The following is a 13,230-nucleotide window of genomic DNA, read 5'->3' as shown; positions in this document are numbered from 1 at the left end:
AGGCTTTAAATCGTTGCAACGGCTCTGGATTCAACGCAACGTCCACCCTTTCATGCGTTGCAATGAGTCGATAGTGAACGCTATTCTGAAGGCACCACGCACCAAAAGGAGACCGCGATGCCGGGAGGCAGGCTCACCCAGCAGGAACGCCAGCAGATCGCGCTGGGGCTGGCCGACGGCCTCGCCTACGCGGAGATCGCCAGACGTCTGGAGCGCCCCACCTCGACGATCACGCGCGAGGTGATACGCAACGGCGGCCCCACCGCCTACCGCGCCGACCTGGCCCACCGCGCCACCGAGCGCCGCGCCCACCGGCGCAGGCAGGCCGCGCCCCGAGGGCCTCAGGGCCGTGCGCAGGACCAGGGACACGACATGGAGGCCGTGCGCGAGTACGAGGAGGCGTTCACGACCCTCCTCATGCAGCAGGGCCTGCCCAAGATGATGTCCCGTGTGCTGGTGTCCCTCTACACCAGCGACGCGGGCAGTCTCACGGCGTCCGAACTCGTCCAGCGCCTCCAGGTCAGCCCGGCGTCCGTCTCCAAGGCGGTCACGTTCCTCGACGGCCAGGGCCTCGTCCGCCGGGAACGCGACGAACACCGCCGCGAGCGCTACGTCGCCGACAACGACGTCTGGTACCAGGGCATGATCGCCGCCGCCCGGTCCCACGCACAGCTCGCCGAGACCGCACGGCGGGGCGTCAGCATCCTCGGCCGTGACTCCCCCGCCGCCGCCCGCCTCGAGAACATCGCCCGCTTCGTCGACTTCGTCGGCGAGAGCATGATCCGTGCGGCCGAACAGGCCCGCGAGGTCCTCTACACGAAGCCCGAAACGACCTCGGACAGCGCTACCTGAGCGACCGGCGGGCCCGCTTCAGCTCCCGGTCGACGGCCCAGGCGTCGGCGACCGGGCCGAGGTGGCCGAGCTTGTCGGGGTTGATGACCGTGCGGATGGTCTGGATCTGTCCGTCGAGCACATCGAGGGTCAGCGTGTGCAGGACTCTGCCGTCCCGGTCGCGGAAGACCGCGCCGGGCTGGCCGTTGACCTCGCACGGCTCGAACGTCACGTCGATCCGGGCCAGCCAGGGGAAGACGGAGGCGAGCAGCCGGGCCACGTTCTCCGCCCCGTTGACGGCCTTGGCAAGCTGCGGGGCCTTGCCGCCGCCGTCGCCGACGAGTTGGACGTCGGCGGCCAGCAGGTTCTGCAGCGCGCCCACGTCGCCGTCCCTCAACGCGTCGAAGAACCGCGCCGCCAGCTCCTGCCGCTCCCGGCGGTCCGCTTCGAACCGTGGCCGTCCGGCCTGCATGTGCCGCCGTGCCCGCACCAGCAGCTGCCGGCACGCGTCCTCGGAACGCCCCACCGCCGCGGCGACCTCGTCGAAGCCGAAGGCGAACACCTCCCGCAGCACGAACACCGACCGCTCCAGCGGGCTGAGCCGCTCCAGCAGCAGGAGCGCCGCCATCGACACCGAGTCGGCCAGCTCCGCCGAGCGCGCCGGATCCTGGTACGGGTCGCTCAGCAGCGGCTCGGGGAACCACGGGCCCACGTACGCCTCCCGCCGCACGCGCGCGGAGCGCAGCACGTCGATCGAGACCCGTGTCACCGTGGCGGACAGAAAGGCCTTGGCCGACGTGGGCGGGGTCGACGAGCCGTCGAAGCGCAGCCATGTCTCCTGCACCGCGTCCTCGGCCTCGCTCACGCTGCCCAGAATCCGGTAGGCGATCGAGAACAGCAGCGACCGCAGCTCCTCGAACTCCTCCACCTTGTTCACGCCGAATCCCCTCCCCTTGGCACCTTCTCACCCGGCCGTGCTGAGCTCACGCCGCTTCAGTGGCGCCGTCTCAGTGGAACTGTCCGGGCTCGTAGTCGCCGGCCGGCTGCTGGGCGATGATGTTCAGCCGGTTCGCCGTGTTCATGAAGGAGACCAGGATCACCAGGGCGGCGAGCTGTTCCTCGTCGTAGTGCTTGGCGGCGTGCGCCCACACCTCGTCGCTGACCCCCTTGGCCGCGTCCGCGACCCTGGTCCCCTCCTCCGCCAGCGCCAGCGCCGCCCGTTCGGCCTCGGTGAAGACGGTGGCCTCCCGCCATGCCGCCACCAGGTTCAGCCGCACCGGTGTCTCACCGGCCGCGGCGGCATCCTTGGTGTGCATGTCGATGCAGACGGCGCAGCCGTTGATCTGGCTGACGCGCAACGCCACCAGCTCCTGCGTCGCGGCCGGCAGCGGCGAGTCCTTGAGGGCCTTGCCCGCCGACATGAAGTGCTTGAGGATCTTGCCGGCGGTGGGGCTGGCGAAGTAGTTCAGTCGCGCGTCCATGAGGGGCTCCTCGATTGCTCGTGAGTGGCTACACCCCCGAGACGAGACAGCCCGGCCTCCTGTGACATGGGGGAATGTGACCCGCGTCGCACTGTGTCGGCCGAGTCGGAACCTGCTCAAGTCCCGTGACTCCAGCGAGGGTTCCGGGGGCGGTCGCTCCGAACCCATGATGTGGGTATGAAGATTCCCGACCGACGGATCGAACTGTTCACCGGGACCGGCAGCGAGCACCGGTTCAGCGGGCCCGCCACCGGTGACGAACGGAGCATGCTGGTGGCGATGCTCGACGCCCAGCGCGCCACCCTGCGGCTGAAGTGCGCCGGACTGGGAGCGGAGTTGGCCCTGCGGTCCGTGTCACCGTCCTCGCTCTCCCTGCTCGGCCTGGTCCGGCACCTCGCCGACGTGGAACGCCGCTGGTTCCGGGCCGTGCTCGCCGGACAGGACGTCGAGCTGCGCTTCTCCTCCACGGAAGTCCCCGAGGGCGACTTCGACGGCGCTGGTCCCGACCCCGAGGTCGTCGAGGCGTCCTGGGCGGCCTGGCACGCGGAAGTCGCCTTCGCGGAAGCGTTCGTCGCCGAGGCCCCGCATCTCGACATCGAGGGTCACGACGCCTGGCGGGGCACGGTGTCGTTGCGCTGGGTCCTCATCCACATGATCGAGGAGTACGCCCGTCACAACGGACACGCCGACCTGATCCGCGAGCGAATCGACGGAGCGGTCGGGGTGTGATCGCGGCGGCCCTCGGACCACCGTCCTCAGACCACCGCCCTCAGACCACCGCCCTCGGACCACCGCCCTCAGACCACCCGCACGCCCCTCCGCCACACCCCGCTGACCAGCGGCACCCCCGGCCGGTAGGCGAGGTGCACGTGACTCGGCGCGTCCAGCAGAGTCAGGTCGGCGTACGCGCCCGGGCTGACGCGGCCGATGTCCTCGCGGCGCAACGCCGCCGCCCCGCCCGCCGTCGCGGACCACACCGCCTCGTCCGGGGTCATTCCCATGTCCCGTACCGCGAGGGCGATGCAGAAGGGGACCGAGGAGGTGAAGGAGGAGCCGGGGTTGCAGTCCGTGGACAGGGCCACCGTGACGCCCGCGTCCAGGAGGCGGCGGGCGTCGGGCCACTGCGCGCGGGTGGAGAACTCGGCGCCGGGCAGCAGTGTGGCCACCGTGCGGCCGCTCGCCAGGGCGTCGACGTCCGCGTCCGTGAGGTGGGTGCAGTGGTCGGCGCTGGCCGCGTCGAGTTCGACCGCCAGTTGCACGCCGGGGCCGTAGGAGAGCTGGTTGGCGTGGATGCGGGGGTGGAGGCCCTTCGCCTTGCCGGCGGTGAGGATCGCGCGGGCCTGGTCGCCGTCGAAGGCGCCCTTCTCGCAGAAGACGTCGATCCAGCGGGCGTGCGGGGCGCAGGCGTCGAGCATCTCGCCGGTGACCAGGGCGACGTACCCCGCCGGGTCCTCGGCGTAGTCGGGCGACACGATGTGCGCGCCGAGGTAGGTGACCTCGTCCGTGTGCGCGGCCGCGATGCGCAGGGCGCGGGACTCGTCCTCGACCGTCAGGCCGTAGCCGGACTTCGTCTCGAAGGTGGTGGTGCCCTGGCGGAGGGCCTCGGTGAGATAACGCGTGAGGTTGGCCTCCAGTTCCGCGTCCGTCGCCGCCCGTGTCGCAGCGACCGTCGTGCGGATGCCGCCGGCGCTGTACGCCCGCCCCGACATCCGCGCGTTGAACTCGGCGGTGCGGTCGCCCGCGAAGACCAGGTGCGAGTGGGAGTCGACGAAGCCCGGCAGCACTGCCCGGCCGCTCGCGTCGACCCGGTTGTCAGTGGCGGGTGCTTTGCTGGATTCACCGGTCCACGCGACACGGTCGCCGTCGATGACGACTGCCGCGTCCTGGATCAGGCCGAGGGGAGAGTTGTCACCGAGGGAGGGGTCGTTGGTGACCAGCGTGGCGATGTTGGTGATGACGGTGCTGCTGCTCATGGCGTCCTCGTGGGTGGTGGGGGTCCGACGGCTGCCCGGCCTCAGCCCCGCAGGGCTTCGATCGCCTCTGCCAGCGCCGACGGCACATCGGGTACGAGGGCGTGGACGCCGTCCCGTACGACGTGCCGTCCCGCCACGATCGTGTGCCGTACGTCCGCTGCCGTCGCGGCGAATACGGCCGTCTCGGCGCCCAGCCGGGGCAGCGGCCCTGCTGTCCTGACGGAGTCGAGGGCGATCGTCGTGAGGTCGGCGAGCGCCCCGGCCTCGAGGGTGCCCGCCCCGTCCCAGCCCAGCGCCGCGTGACCGTCCGCGGAGGCCGCGCGCAGCAGGGCGGCGGCGGTCCAGTGGCCCCGCGCGCGGGTGCGCAGCCGCTCGTTCAGTTCCATCGCGCGCGCCTCCTCGAGCAGGTCGATGACGGCGTGGCTGTCGGAGCCGAGGGAGAGCGGGGAGCCGGCGCGCTGGAGGGCCGCGGCGGGGCCGATGCCGTCGGCGAGGTCGCGTTCCGTCGTCGGGCACATGCAGGTGCCGGTGCGCGAGCCGCCGATCAGGGCGATGTCCTCGTCGGTGAGGTGGGTGTTGTGCACGCCGGTGGTCCGCGGGCCGAGGACGCCGTGGTCGGCGAGCAGCCGGGCGGGGGTGCGGCCGTGTGCCGCGAGGCAGGCGTCGTTCTCGGCGGTCTGCTCCGACAGGTGCACGTGCAGCGGGGCCCGCCGCTCCTCGGCCCACCGTGCCACCGTCGCCAACTGGTCCGCGGGCACGGCCCGTACGGAGTGAATCGCCGCCCCGATCCGCGCGTGATCCCGCTCCTTGAGAACTGAACAGCGTTCGGCCCAGGCCTCGGCGGTCCCGTCGGAGAACCGGAGCTGGTGGTTGTCGGGCGGCTGTCCGAAGCCGGAGGACAGGTAGCAGGTGTCGAGGAGGGTGATGCGGATCCCGGCTTCGGCGGCGGCCGCGATCAGGGCTTCGCCCATGGCGTTGGGGTCGGCGTACGGGGTGCCGCCGGGGGCGTGGTGCACGTAGTGGAACTCGCCGACCGCGGTGACGCCGGCCAGCGCCATCTCGGCGTACACGGCGCGGGCCAGGGCGTGGTACGTGTCCGGGGTGAGCCGGTCCGCGAAGGAGTACATCACCTCGCGCCAGGTCCAGAAGGTGCCCGAGCCGACCTGGACGGTGCCGCGCAGGGCGCGGTGGAAGGCGTGGCTGTGGGCGTTCGCCAGGCCCGGCAGGGTCAGGCCCCGGAGGATCTCCGCGCCCGGGGGCGGGGCGGGGGTCTGCGTGCGGACGGCCGTGATCCGGCCGTCCGCCACCTCCAGCAGCACCCCGGGCTCGACGTGGGTGTCGAGCCAGGCGTGCTCCAGCCAGTACGTCCGCGTCGGATCGGTCGTCGTCACGTGCAGGCCAGCCCTTCCAGTACGTCGGCGAGCGCGGTCACCCCGGCCACGCAGTCGTCCTCGGCGGCGAACTCGGCCGGGGAGTGCGAGACGCCGGTGGGGTTGCGTACGAACAGCATGGCGGTCGGGATGTGCCCGGAGAGGATTCCGGCGTCGTGTCCGGCGCCGGTGCCCAGCACGGGTACCCGCAGGTCCGTGTCCCGGCCCAGGATGCGGGCGAGTTCGTCACGCAGGGCGTGGTCGAACTCGACGACCGGCGTGAAGGACTCGCGAACGACGTCGAGGTCGACCCCGTGCGCGGCGGCGTACTCGCGCGCGGCCGTCTCCACGCCCGTGACCACGGTGTCGAGGGTCTCCTGGTCGGCGGCGCGGGAGTCGAGCCAGCCGCGCACCAGGGAGGGGATGGCGTTGACCCCGTTGGGCTCCACCGCGATCTTGCCGAAGGTGGCCACGGCGCCGGCGAGTTCGGCCTCCCGACGGGCGGCGAGCACGGTCTCGGCGTACGACAGCATCGGGTCGCGGCGGTCCACCAGCCGGGTGGTGCCGGCGTGGTTGGCTTCGCCGCGGAAGTCGAAGCGCCAGCGTCCGTGCGGCCAGATGGCACTGGCGATGCCGACCCGGTCGCCGGACAGGTCCAGCGCCCGGCCCTGCTCGACATGCAGTTCGACGAAGGCGCCGATCCGGGCGAGCCGCTCCGGGTCGGGTCCGACGGCGTCGGGGTCGTACCCGGCGGCCTCCATGGCCTGCGGCAGCGTGATGCCGTCGCCGTCGGTCAGCCGGTGCGCCTGTTCGACGGTGAGCTGCCCGGCGGTGAGCCGCGACCCGACACAGGCGAGCCCGAACCGGGCGCCCTCCTCGTCGCCGAAGTTGACGATGGCCAGGGGCTTGGCGAACCGCGATCCCCTCCCGCGCAGTTCGTCGAGGGCGGCGAAGGAGGACACGACCCCGAGGGGCCCGTCGAAGGCCCCGCCGTCCGGCACGGAGTCCAGATGCGACCCGGTGACGACGGCATCCCCGGCGGCCGGGTCCCCCAGCCAGGCCCACTGGTTGCCGTTCCGGTCGACCTCGTACGCCAGCCCGCGTGCCTCCGCCTGCTCCTTGAACCAGGCCCGGCAGTCCGTGTCGGCACCGGTCCAGGCGTAGCGACGGTAGCCACCGGAGTCGGCGTGCCGGCCGAGGGGGAGCAGCTCGCGCCACATCTCGTGGAAGGAGCTTCCGGTGCCACCAGGCGAACCCGCAGGCCGTACAGGCTGTGGGCAGTCGTTCCGCAGGGCGATGGGGGTCCCCCCGGTCGAGCGAAGCCGCGACTGGGGGCGGGTGGGCACAGCCGGACCGGCAGGCGGCGACGAGACCTCAGCCCCCGCCGGAGAGTTGCCGTGCCTGCCTTCGCTCCGCGTCACGCCTCGCCACCCTCGCGCATAGGCACCCGCACGCCCCGCTCCTGCGCAACGGACTCCGCGATGTCGTACCCCGCGTCCACGTGCCGGATGACCCCCATGCCCGGGTCGTTCGTGAGTACCCGGCGGATCTTCTCCCCGCCAAGCTTGGTTCCGTCGGCGACGGTCACCTGCCCGGCGTGGATGGACCGCCCCATGCCGACGCCGCCGCCGTGGTGGATGGACACCCAGGAGGCCCCGGAGGCCACGTTGACCATGGCGTTGAGCAGCGGCCAGTCGGCGATCGCGTCGGAGCCGTCGAGCATGGCCTCGGTCTCGCGGTACGGGGAGGCCACGGAGCCGCAGTCCAGGTGGTCGCGGCCGATGGCCAGGGGGGCCGCCAGCTCGCCGGAGGCCACCATGTCGTTGAAGCGCTCGCCGGCCTTGTCGCGCTCGCCGTAGCCGAGCCAGCAGATACGGGCGGGCAGGCCCTGGAAGTGGACCCGCTCGCCGGCCATCTTGATCCAGCGGGCGAGGGACGCGTTTTGAATGGACTCAGCCTCCGGGAAGAGGTCGAGGATCGCCTTGTCGGTCTTGGCGATGTCGGCGGGGTCGCCGGAGAGGGCCGCCCAGCGGAAGGGGCCCTTGCCCTCGCAGAAGAGGGGGCGGATGTAGGCGGGGACGAAGCCGGGGAAGGCGAACGCGCGGTCGTATCCGGCGAGCTGGGCCTCGCCGCGGATGGAGTTGCCGTAGTCGAAGACCTCGGCGCCCGCGTCCTGGAAGCCGACCATGGCCTCGACGTGCCGGGCCATCGACTCGCGGGCGCGGGTGGTGAAGCCGGCCGGGTCCTTGGCGGCGGCGTCGGCCATGTCCTCGAAGGCGACACCGAGCGGCAGGTAGGCCAGCGGGTCGTGGGCGGAGGTCTGGTCGGTGACGATGTCGATCGGGGCGTTCATCGCGAGGAGCTGTGGGACCAGTTCGGCCGCGTTGCCGAGGACGCCGATGGACAGCGGGCGGCGGGCGTCGCGGGCCTCGGTGGCGAGCTGCAGCGCGTGGTCGAGGCTGTCGGCCTTGACGTCGAGGTAGCGGTGCTCGATGCGACGTTCGATGGCGCGCGGGTCGCAGTCGATGCAGATCGCCACGCCGTCGTTCATGGTGACCGCGAGGGGCTGGGCGCCGCCCATGCCGCCGAGGCCGGCGGTGAGGGTGATGGTCCCGGCGAGGGTGCCGCCGAACTTCTTCGCGGCGACGGCGGCGAAGGTCTCGTAGGTGCCCTGGAGGATGCCCTGGGTGCCGATGTAGATCCAGGAGCCGGCGGTCATCTGGCCGTACATGGTCAGTCCGAGGGCCTCCAGACGGCGGAACTCCTCCCAGTTGGCCCAGTCGCCGACGAGGTTGGAGTTGGCGATGAGGACGCGCGGGGCCCACTCGTGGGTCTGCATGACGCCGACCGGGCGGCCGGACTGGACGAGCATGGTCTCGTCCTGCTTCAGCCCCTTCAGCGTCCGCACCATCGCGTCGAAGGAGCGCCAGTCACGGGCCGCCTTGCCGGTGCCGCCGTAGACGACGAGCTTGTCGGGGTGTTCGGCGACCTCCGGGTCGAGGTTGTTCTGCAGCATCCGCAGGGCGGCCTCCTGCTGCCAGCCCAGGGTGCTCAGTTCCGTACCGCGCGGGGCTCGTACGGGGCGGGGTCCCGACATCGTCTGCCTCCTCCTGTTACTGCGTCTATTCAAATCATGTCGACCTGAATAGAGCTAGTCAATACATCGGGGCGCCAAGCCGGCGCCGCACGGGTGTATGGCTGAAGTACCGGAGGAACAGGTACGTACACCGACGAAGGCGGGGAAAACCGTGCAGCAGGGCATCGACGCAACAGGGGAAGGCCGCGCCGCCCGGCGTGACGAGGCGGTGCGGGCCGCCGTGCGGCAGGGGCTGCTCGGCCACGGCGTCGTGGGACTGCTGGACGTGACCGGCATCCGGGAGTCGGCGGCCGAGCTGCGCGCCGCGTTCGAGGCGGTGTCGGCGCCGGGGGCGCCGGTGCTGCACGCCTTCGCGGTGAAGGCGACCCCGCTGGTGCCCGTGCTGCGGCTGCTGCACGAGGCGGGGATCGGCGCGGAGGTGGCCAGCCCGGGCGAGCTGGCCCTGGCGCGGGCGGCCGGGGTTCCGCCGGACCGGATCGTGCTTGACTCGCCCGCCAAGACACCGCAGGAGCTGCGGGAGGCGCTGCTGCTCGGGATCGCCGTCAACGCGGACAACCCTCAGGAGCTGGCCCGCATCGACGCCGCGGTGCGCGCCGCGCCCAGCCCTGCCCCGCTCGGGCTCCGGGTCAATCCGCAGATCGGCGGGGGCACGATCGAGGCGACCTCGACGGCGACGGAGACCTCGAAGTTCGGGGTGGCGCTGCGCGACGAGGGGGCCCGGGAGTGGGTCGTGCGGGCGTACCTGGACCGGCCGTGGCTGACCCGGCTGCACGCACACACCGGCTCGCAGGGCATCCCGCTGTCGCTGATGGCACGCGGAGCGGCGGAGACCTACGGGCTCGCCGAGGAGATCAACGCGCGCGCGGGACGGCGGCAGGTCGACACGCTCGACATCGGCGGCGGCCTGCCGGTGAACTTCTACTCCGACGCGACGACACCGACGTACGCCCAGTACGCCCGGCTGCTGCGCGAGGAGGTCCCTGGGCTGTTCGACGGGCGGTACGGGCTGGTCACGGAGTTCGGGCGGTCGCTGCTGGCCAAGCACGGGACGACCCTCGCCCGGGTGGAGTACGCCAAGAGCGCGGGCGGGCGGCGGGTGGCGGTGACCCACGCGGGCGTGCAGGTGGCGGCGCGGACGGTGTACGTGCCGGGCGCGTGGCCGCTCAGGATCGCCGCCTACGACGCGGAGGGACGGCCGAAGACGGGGCCCGAGGTGGTCCAGGACATCGCCGGGCCGGCCTGCTTCTCGGGCGACCTGCTCGCGCAGGCGCGCGCCCTGCCGCTGCTGGAGCAGGGCGACCACGCGGCGGCACTGGACACCGGCGCCTACTGCTTCGCCTCCCACTACGCCTACAACTCCCTTTTCCGGCCCGGCATTTACGGCTTCGCTCCGGACGGGGCGGGAGGCGTTGCGTTCGTGACGGTGCGCGAACCGCAGACGGTCGAGGAGATCGTGTCCGAATCCGGAGGGGCGCACGTCACCGCCCTCACCACCCTCGGGGCGTCCCCACGCCGTTGACGCACCCCCACGTTCACTCGATCAAGTGGGATGACATCAGGGCAAGTTGACCCACACTAGTCCCCCGGAAGCATGTTCCACTGGAAAATGCCAGAAGGCTCACCTGCCACGCACACGTTGCGTAGTGTCTGCGTCACTCAGCCGGAGTCCCAGGCGGGAGGGGAGCCCTACGGTGCCCGGAATCGACGAGTGCTTGCTGGAAGCGATGCGCCTGCCCGGTGCCCGGGGGGCGGCGCTGGTGGACTGGACGAGCGGGCTGGCGCTGGGCACGGTCGGGGACTCCCCCGGCGGTGACCACGAGACCACCGCGGCCGAGGCGGCGGAACTGGCCCGGCTGGCGGCGGAGCACGGGGCGTTCGCCGCCGCCGGGGACGCCGGGGACGAGCATCCACCGGTCGAGGACCTGATCATCAGCAACCGGGACAGCTACCACCTGCTGCGGTTCGTGGACACGTCGTTCGACAGCACCGTGCTGCTGCACCTGTGGCTGACCCGCGAGGACGGCAACCTCGCCCTCGCCCGAATAAGGCTCGGCGAGATGGCTGCCGGGCTGGTGCTGGGATGACCATGGTCAGAACGCCTACGCCGCCGCCCCTGCCCGTGCGGGACAGAGCAGCCGAACGGGAGTGGGACCGCGCCGCCCTCTCGCCGATGCTGACCCGGCTCGCGGAGGAGCGGGCCACCGGTGTCCTCGTCCGCGAGCACGGCACCCTGCATCTCGCCGAGGGCCGGGTGGTGCATGCCGAGAGCCCCCTCGCCCCGGGTCTCGGCCTGCTCCTCACGGCCCACGGCACACTGGCGCCGGCCACCTGGCGGCAGGCCGCGGAACGGGCCGGCGACGCGCCCGGCGCCGCCCGTCTGCTGCTCGGCGCCGGACAGCTGACGGCGGGCGCCCTGGAGCTGTGCCACCTCGGCGCGGTGTTCGACGCCGGGTACTTCGCCCTGGCCCCGAGCAGCACCCCCGGCCACTTCCGGTACGGGCCCGTGACCGCCCCGGCCACCCCGCACCCCGTCCCGGTCACCGTGCTGGAGCGGGAGACCCTGCGCCGCCGCCTGCTGCTGCACCGCGTCTGGCCGGAGCCGGCGACCGACAGCGCGCCGCTGATCCGGACCGCCCCGCTCTCCGCCCCGCAGGTCACCCCCCGCCAGCGAGCGGTCCTGGCCCGGGTGGACGGGGTCCGTACGGCGGCGGGCATCGCGCTGGAGCTCGGCCGGCCCGCCTTCCACACGCTGATGGACGTACGACGCATGGCGGCGGCCGGCCTGGTGGCACCGGACCCGGCGGTGCCCGCCCCGCCGGCTCTGCCGCCGCCCCCGACCCCGGTGACCGACCCCGACATCGCGCTGCTGAAGAGGCTCAGGGATGCGCTGGAGGCCCTTTGAACGGCACCGCCCCGCCGAGAGGAGACATCTGATGGCGGCCGAGCCGGAGATCCACGTGATCCTGGACGAACTACGACGACTGCGCAGCCGCGTCCCCCAGCTCACCGGCGCCCTTGCCGCCGGCGTCGACGGCCTGGTGGTCGCCCACGACACTCCCGGCGTCGATCCGGAGGGGCTGGCGGCACTCACCGCGGCCGCGCTGGGCGTCGCCGTACGGGTCGCGGACGCCACCGGGCAGGGCGGCTTCCGTGAGCTGCTGGTCCGCGGCGAGCACGGCTACGTCGCCACCTACGCGGCAGGCCGCACCGCGGTCCTGACCCTGCTCGCCCAGGACCGTGTCAACGTCGGCCGGCTGCATCTGGAGGGCCGCCGCGCCGGCGCCCGGATCGGTGAGCTGGTCGACGCGGCGGAGGCGGCCGCCCAAGCCGCCCAGACGACGCAGACGCGGACAGCACAGACCGCACAGGCGGCCCAGCCCGCCCCGCGCGCCCGGTCGTCCGGCCGGAGCACCACCGCACTACCACCCAGACCCACTCGCACGCCACGCGCCGCGGCCACCGACGCGCGCACCGCAACCGAAAGTTGAAAGGACAACAGGAACCATGGCGAACACCGAGACCGCACTGAAGGAATGCCTCGCCTCCATCGAGGGAGCCACCGGCGTCGCGCTCGTCGACTACACCAGCGGGATGGCGCTGGGCACGCTGGGCGGCAGCAAGAGCTTCGACCTGAACGTGGCCGCCGCCGGCAACACCGACGTCATCCGGGCCAAGATGCGCACCATGGAGCACCTCGGCCTGAAGGGCGAGATCGAGGACATCCTGATCACCCTGTCGAACGCGTACCACCTGATCCGGCTGCTCAAGGGCCGCGGCGGCAACGGTCTGTTCCTCTACCTGGTCCTCGACTCCAGCCGGGCCAACCTGGCGATGGCCCGGCACCAGCTGAAGAAGATCGAGGAGGACCTGGAGGTCTGAGCTCGGCTCACACGAGGGCCGCGTCGCGGCGGCGCGCCCCGCCCGGGGCCGCGTCGCCCGCGGCGATGCCCGTACCGCGGTAGGCCCTGACGGCCTTGCCGGCGGGGCTTCCGCCGCGCTTGTCGAGCCAGTCGACGCGCACCCACAGCAGCGTGTCCAGGGACCGCTCCCGCCGGCCCAGCCAGGCCGCCTTCAGCCGCAGCCCGGTGCCGGCCCCGGCCAGCAGCATTCCGCCGGCCGCGGGCACCGCGAAGGAGCTGCCCAGCGCGGCGGCGTAGGCCGCCAGCAGCCACCAGCGGTTGCCCCGGCGCCAGTTGCGCACCGTCACCGCGCGGTCCTGGAGCACGTCGTGCTTGCCCGCGCGGGCCGCCCCGCGGGCGAGGTCCGCGTACCGCCGACGGCGCGCGAGGGCCACCACGACGGCGGTGACGAGGAACAGCGCGGCCCCGGCGAGGACACCGATCCGGCGCCCGGTCACGCCGGGCGGCAGCACCCCGATGCCCGCCGCGAACACCCCGACCCACCACAGCGGGGCCGCCCCCGCCCGTACGACGACGGCGACCCTTGCCAGCCCCTGTCCTCCGCGCGCCACCTCAGCC

14 protein-coding genes are annotated in these 13,230 nt (G+C 72.6%); 7 read left to right on the top strand and 7 right to left on the bottom strand.

Going from position 1 to position 13,230, the window contains the following annotated elements; genetic code table 11:
* The first annotated feature begins 117 nt into the window (after positions 1-117).
* On the top strand, positions 118-852 hold the full coding sequence (locus ACFYZQ_RS24080) for a helix-turn-helix domain-containing protein (protein ID WP_389151203.1): 735 nt from the start codon (positions 118-120) through the stop codon (positions 850-852).
* On the opposite strand, the gene ACFYZQ_RS24075 is transcribed toward ACFYZQ_RS24080, so the two are convergent.
* Both ACFYZQ_RS24075 and ACFYZQ_RS24070 read right to left on the bottom strand, forming a co-directional pair.
* A complete protein-coding gene (locus tag ACFYZQ_RS24075) occupies positions 845-1,768 on the bottom strand; it encodes an RNA polymerase sigma-70 factor (protein WP_389151200.1) in 924 nt (307 codons plus the stop codon). The genes ACFYZQ_RS24080 and ACFYZQ_RS24075 overlap by 8 nt on opposite strands.
* Positions 1,769-1,838: 70 nt before the next feature.
* Positions 1,839-2,312 carry a carboxymuconolactone decarboxylase family protein gene (locus ACFYZQ_RS24070; RefSeq protein ID WP_389151197.1) on the bottom strand — a complete coding sequence of 158 codons (474 nt, stop codon included), beginning with the start codon at positions 2,310-2,312 and terminating at the stop codon, positions 1,839-1,841.
* Positions 2,313-2,489: 177 nt separating this feature from the next.
* On the opposite strand from ACFYZQ_RS24070, the gene ACFYZQ_RS24065 reads away from it, so the two are divergent.
* Positions 2,490-3,041, top strand: coding sequence for a DUF664 domain-containing protein (locus ACFYZQ_RS24065; RefSeq protein WP_389151195.1), 552 nt, complete (start codon positions 2,490-2,492; stop codon positions 3,039-3,041).
* Positions 3,042-3,109: 68 nt separating this feature from the next.
* Here ACFYZQ_RS24065 and hutI read toward each other — a convergent pair whose 3' ends face one another.
* From hutI to hutU, 4 genes are all read right to left on the bottom strand, one after another.
* Positions 3,110-4,285 carry an imidazolonepropionase gene (gene hutI / locus ACFYZQ_RS24060; RefSeq protein ID WP_389151192.1) on the bottom strand — a complete coding sequence of 392 codons (1,176 nt, stop codon included), beginning with the start codon at positions 4,283-4,285 and terminating at the stop codon, positions 3,110-3,112.
* A 41-nt stretch (positions 4,286-4,326) separates the two neighbouring features.
* A complete protein-coding gene (locus ACFYZQ_RS24055) occupies positions 4,327-5,676 on the bottom strand; it encodes a formimidoylglutamate deiminase (RefSeq protein WP_389151190.1) in 1,350 nt (449 codons plus the stop codon).
* The gene (locus ACFYZQ_RS24050; protein WP_389151187.1) at positions 5,673-6,875 is read right to left on the bottom strand and encodes an allantoate amidohydrolase; all 1,203 of its coding nucleotides are present in this window, start codon (positions 6,873-6,875) and stop codon (positions 5,673-5,675) included. The genes ACFYZQ_RS24055 and ACFYZQ_RS24050 overlap by 4 nt, the downstream gene beginning before the upstream one ends.
* 197 nt (positions 6,876-7,072) lie before the next feature.
* Complete coding sequence (gene hutU, locus ACFYZQ_RS24045; protein ID WP_389151184.1) at positions 7,073-8,752, bottom strand: urocanate hydratase; 1,680 nt, start codon at positions 8,750-8,752, stop codon at positions 7,073-7,075.
* A 97-nt stretch (positions 8,753-8,849) separates the two neighbouring features.
* Here hutU and ACFYZQ_RS24040 point away from each other — a divergent pair, with 97 nt between their 5' ends.
* The 5 genes from ACFYZQ_RS24040 (at position 8,850) to ACFYZQ_RS24020 (ending at position 12,631) form a co-directional block, all read left to right on the top strand.
* Positions 8,850-10,271 carry a diaminopimelate decarboxylase gene (locus tag ACFYZQ_RS24040; protein WP_389151182.1) on the top strand — a complete coding sequence of 474 codons (1,422 nt, stop codon included), beginning with the start codon at positions 8,850-8,852 and terminating at the stop codon, positions 10,269-10,271.
* Positions 10,272-10,443: 172 nt separating this feature from the next.
* The gene (locus ACFYZQ_RS24035) at positions 10,444-10,836 is read left to right on the top strand and encodes a hypothetical protein (protein WP_389151179.1); all 393 of its coding nucleotides are present in this window, start codon (positions 10,444-10,446) and stop codon (positions 10,834-10,836) included.
* The gene (locus ACFYZQ_RS24030; protein ID WP_389151177.1) at positions 10,833-11,654 is read left to right on the top strand and encodes a transcriptional regulator; all 822 of its coding nucleotides are present in this window, start codon (positions 10,833-10,835) and stop codon (positions 11,652-11,654) included. Before ACFYZQ_RS24035 ends, ACFYZQ_RS24030 begins: the two co-directional genes overlap by 4 nt.
* Before the next feature lie 31 nt (positions 11,655-11,685).
* Positions 11,686-12,240, top strand: a complete 555-nt coding sequence (locus ACFYZQ_RS24025; RefSeq protein WP_389151174.1) for a roadblock/LC7 domain-containing protein — start codon at positions 11,686-11,688, stop codon at positions 12,238-12,240.
* A gap of 16 nt (positions 12,241-12,256) precedes the next feature.
* Positions 12,257-12,631 carry a hypothetical protein gene (locus tag ACFYZQ_RS24020; RefSeq protein WP_388803213.1) on the top strand — a complete coding sequence of 125 codons (375 nt, stop codon included), beginning with the start codon at positions 12,257-12,259 and terminating at the stop codon, positions 12,629-12,631.
* A 7-nt stretch (positions 12,632-12,638) separates the two neighbouring features.
* On the opposite strand, the gene ACFYZQ_RS24015 is transcribed toward ACFYZQ_RS24020, so the two are convergent.
* The gene (locus ACFYZQ_RS24015) at positions 12,639-13,223 is read right to left on the bottom strand and encodes a hypothetical protein (RefSeq protein WP_389151171.1); all 585 of its coding nucleotides are present in this window, start codon (positions 13,221-13,223) and stop codon (positions 12,639-12,641) included.
* Positions 13,224-13,230 lie beyond the last annotated feature (7 nt).

The organism is Streptomyces sp. NPDC001843 (assembly GCF_042891955.1).
Taxonomy (GTDB): Bacteria; Actinomycetota; Actinomycetes; order Streptomycetales; family Streptomycetaceae; genus Streptomyces.
This window is presented reverse-complemented; position numbering and strand designations above follow the sequence as displayed.

Coding starts and splice junctions, on each gene's coding strand:
- ACFYZQ_RS24040 (WP_389151182.1), top strand. CDS start 8,850: ATGGCTGAAGTACCGGAGGAACAGGTACGTACACCGACGAAGGCGGGG.
- ACFYZQ_RS24025 (WP_389151174.1), top strand. CDS start 11,686: ATGGCGGCCGAGCCGGAGATCCACGTGATCCTGGACGAACTACGACGA.
- ACFYZQ_RS24065 (WP_389151195.1), top strand. CDS start 2,490: ATGAAGATTCCCGACCGACGGATCGAACTGTTCACCGGGACCGGCAGC.
- hutI (WP_389151192.1), bottom strand. CDS start 4,285: ATGAGCAGCAGCACCGTCATCACCAACATCGCCACGCTGGTCACCAAC.
- ACFYZQ_RS24050 (WP_389151187.1), bottom strand. CDS start 6,875: ATGTGGCGCGAGCTGCTCCCCCTCGGCCGGCACGCCGACTCCGGTGGC.
- ACFYZQ_RS24020 (WP_388803213.1), top strand. CDS start 12,257: ATGGCGAACACCGAGACCGCACTGAAGGAATGCCTCGCCTCCATCGAG.
- ACFYZQ_RS24080 (WP_389151203.1), top strand. CDS start 118: ATGCCGGGAGGCAGGCTCACCCAGCAGGAACGCCAGCAGATCGCGCTG.
- hutU (WP_389151184.1), bottom strand. CDS start 8,752: ATGTCGGGACCCCGCCCCGTACGAGCCCCGCGCGGTACGGAACTGAGC.
- ACFYZQ_RS24030 (WP_389151177.1), top strand. CDS start 10,833: ATGACCATGGTCAGAACGCCTACGCCGCCGCCCCTGCCCGTGCGGGAC.
- ACFYZQ_RS24070 (WP_389151197.1), bottom strand. CDS start 2,312: ATGGACGCGCGACTGAACTACTTCGCCAGCCCCACCGCCGGCAAGATC.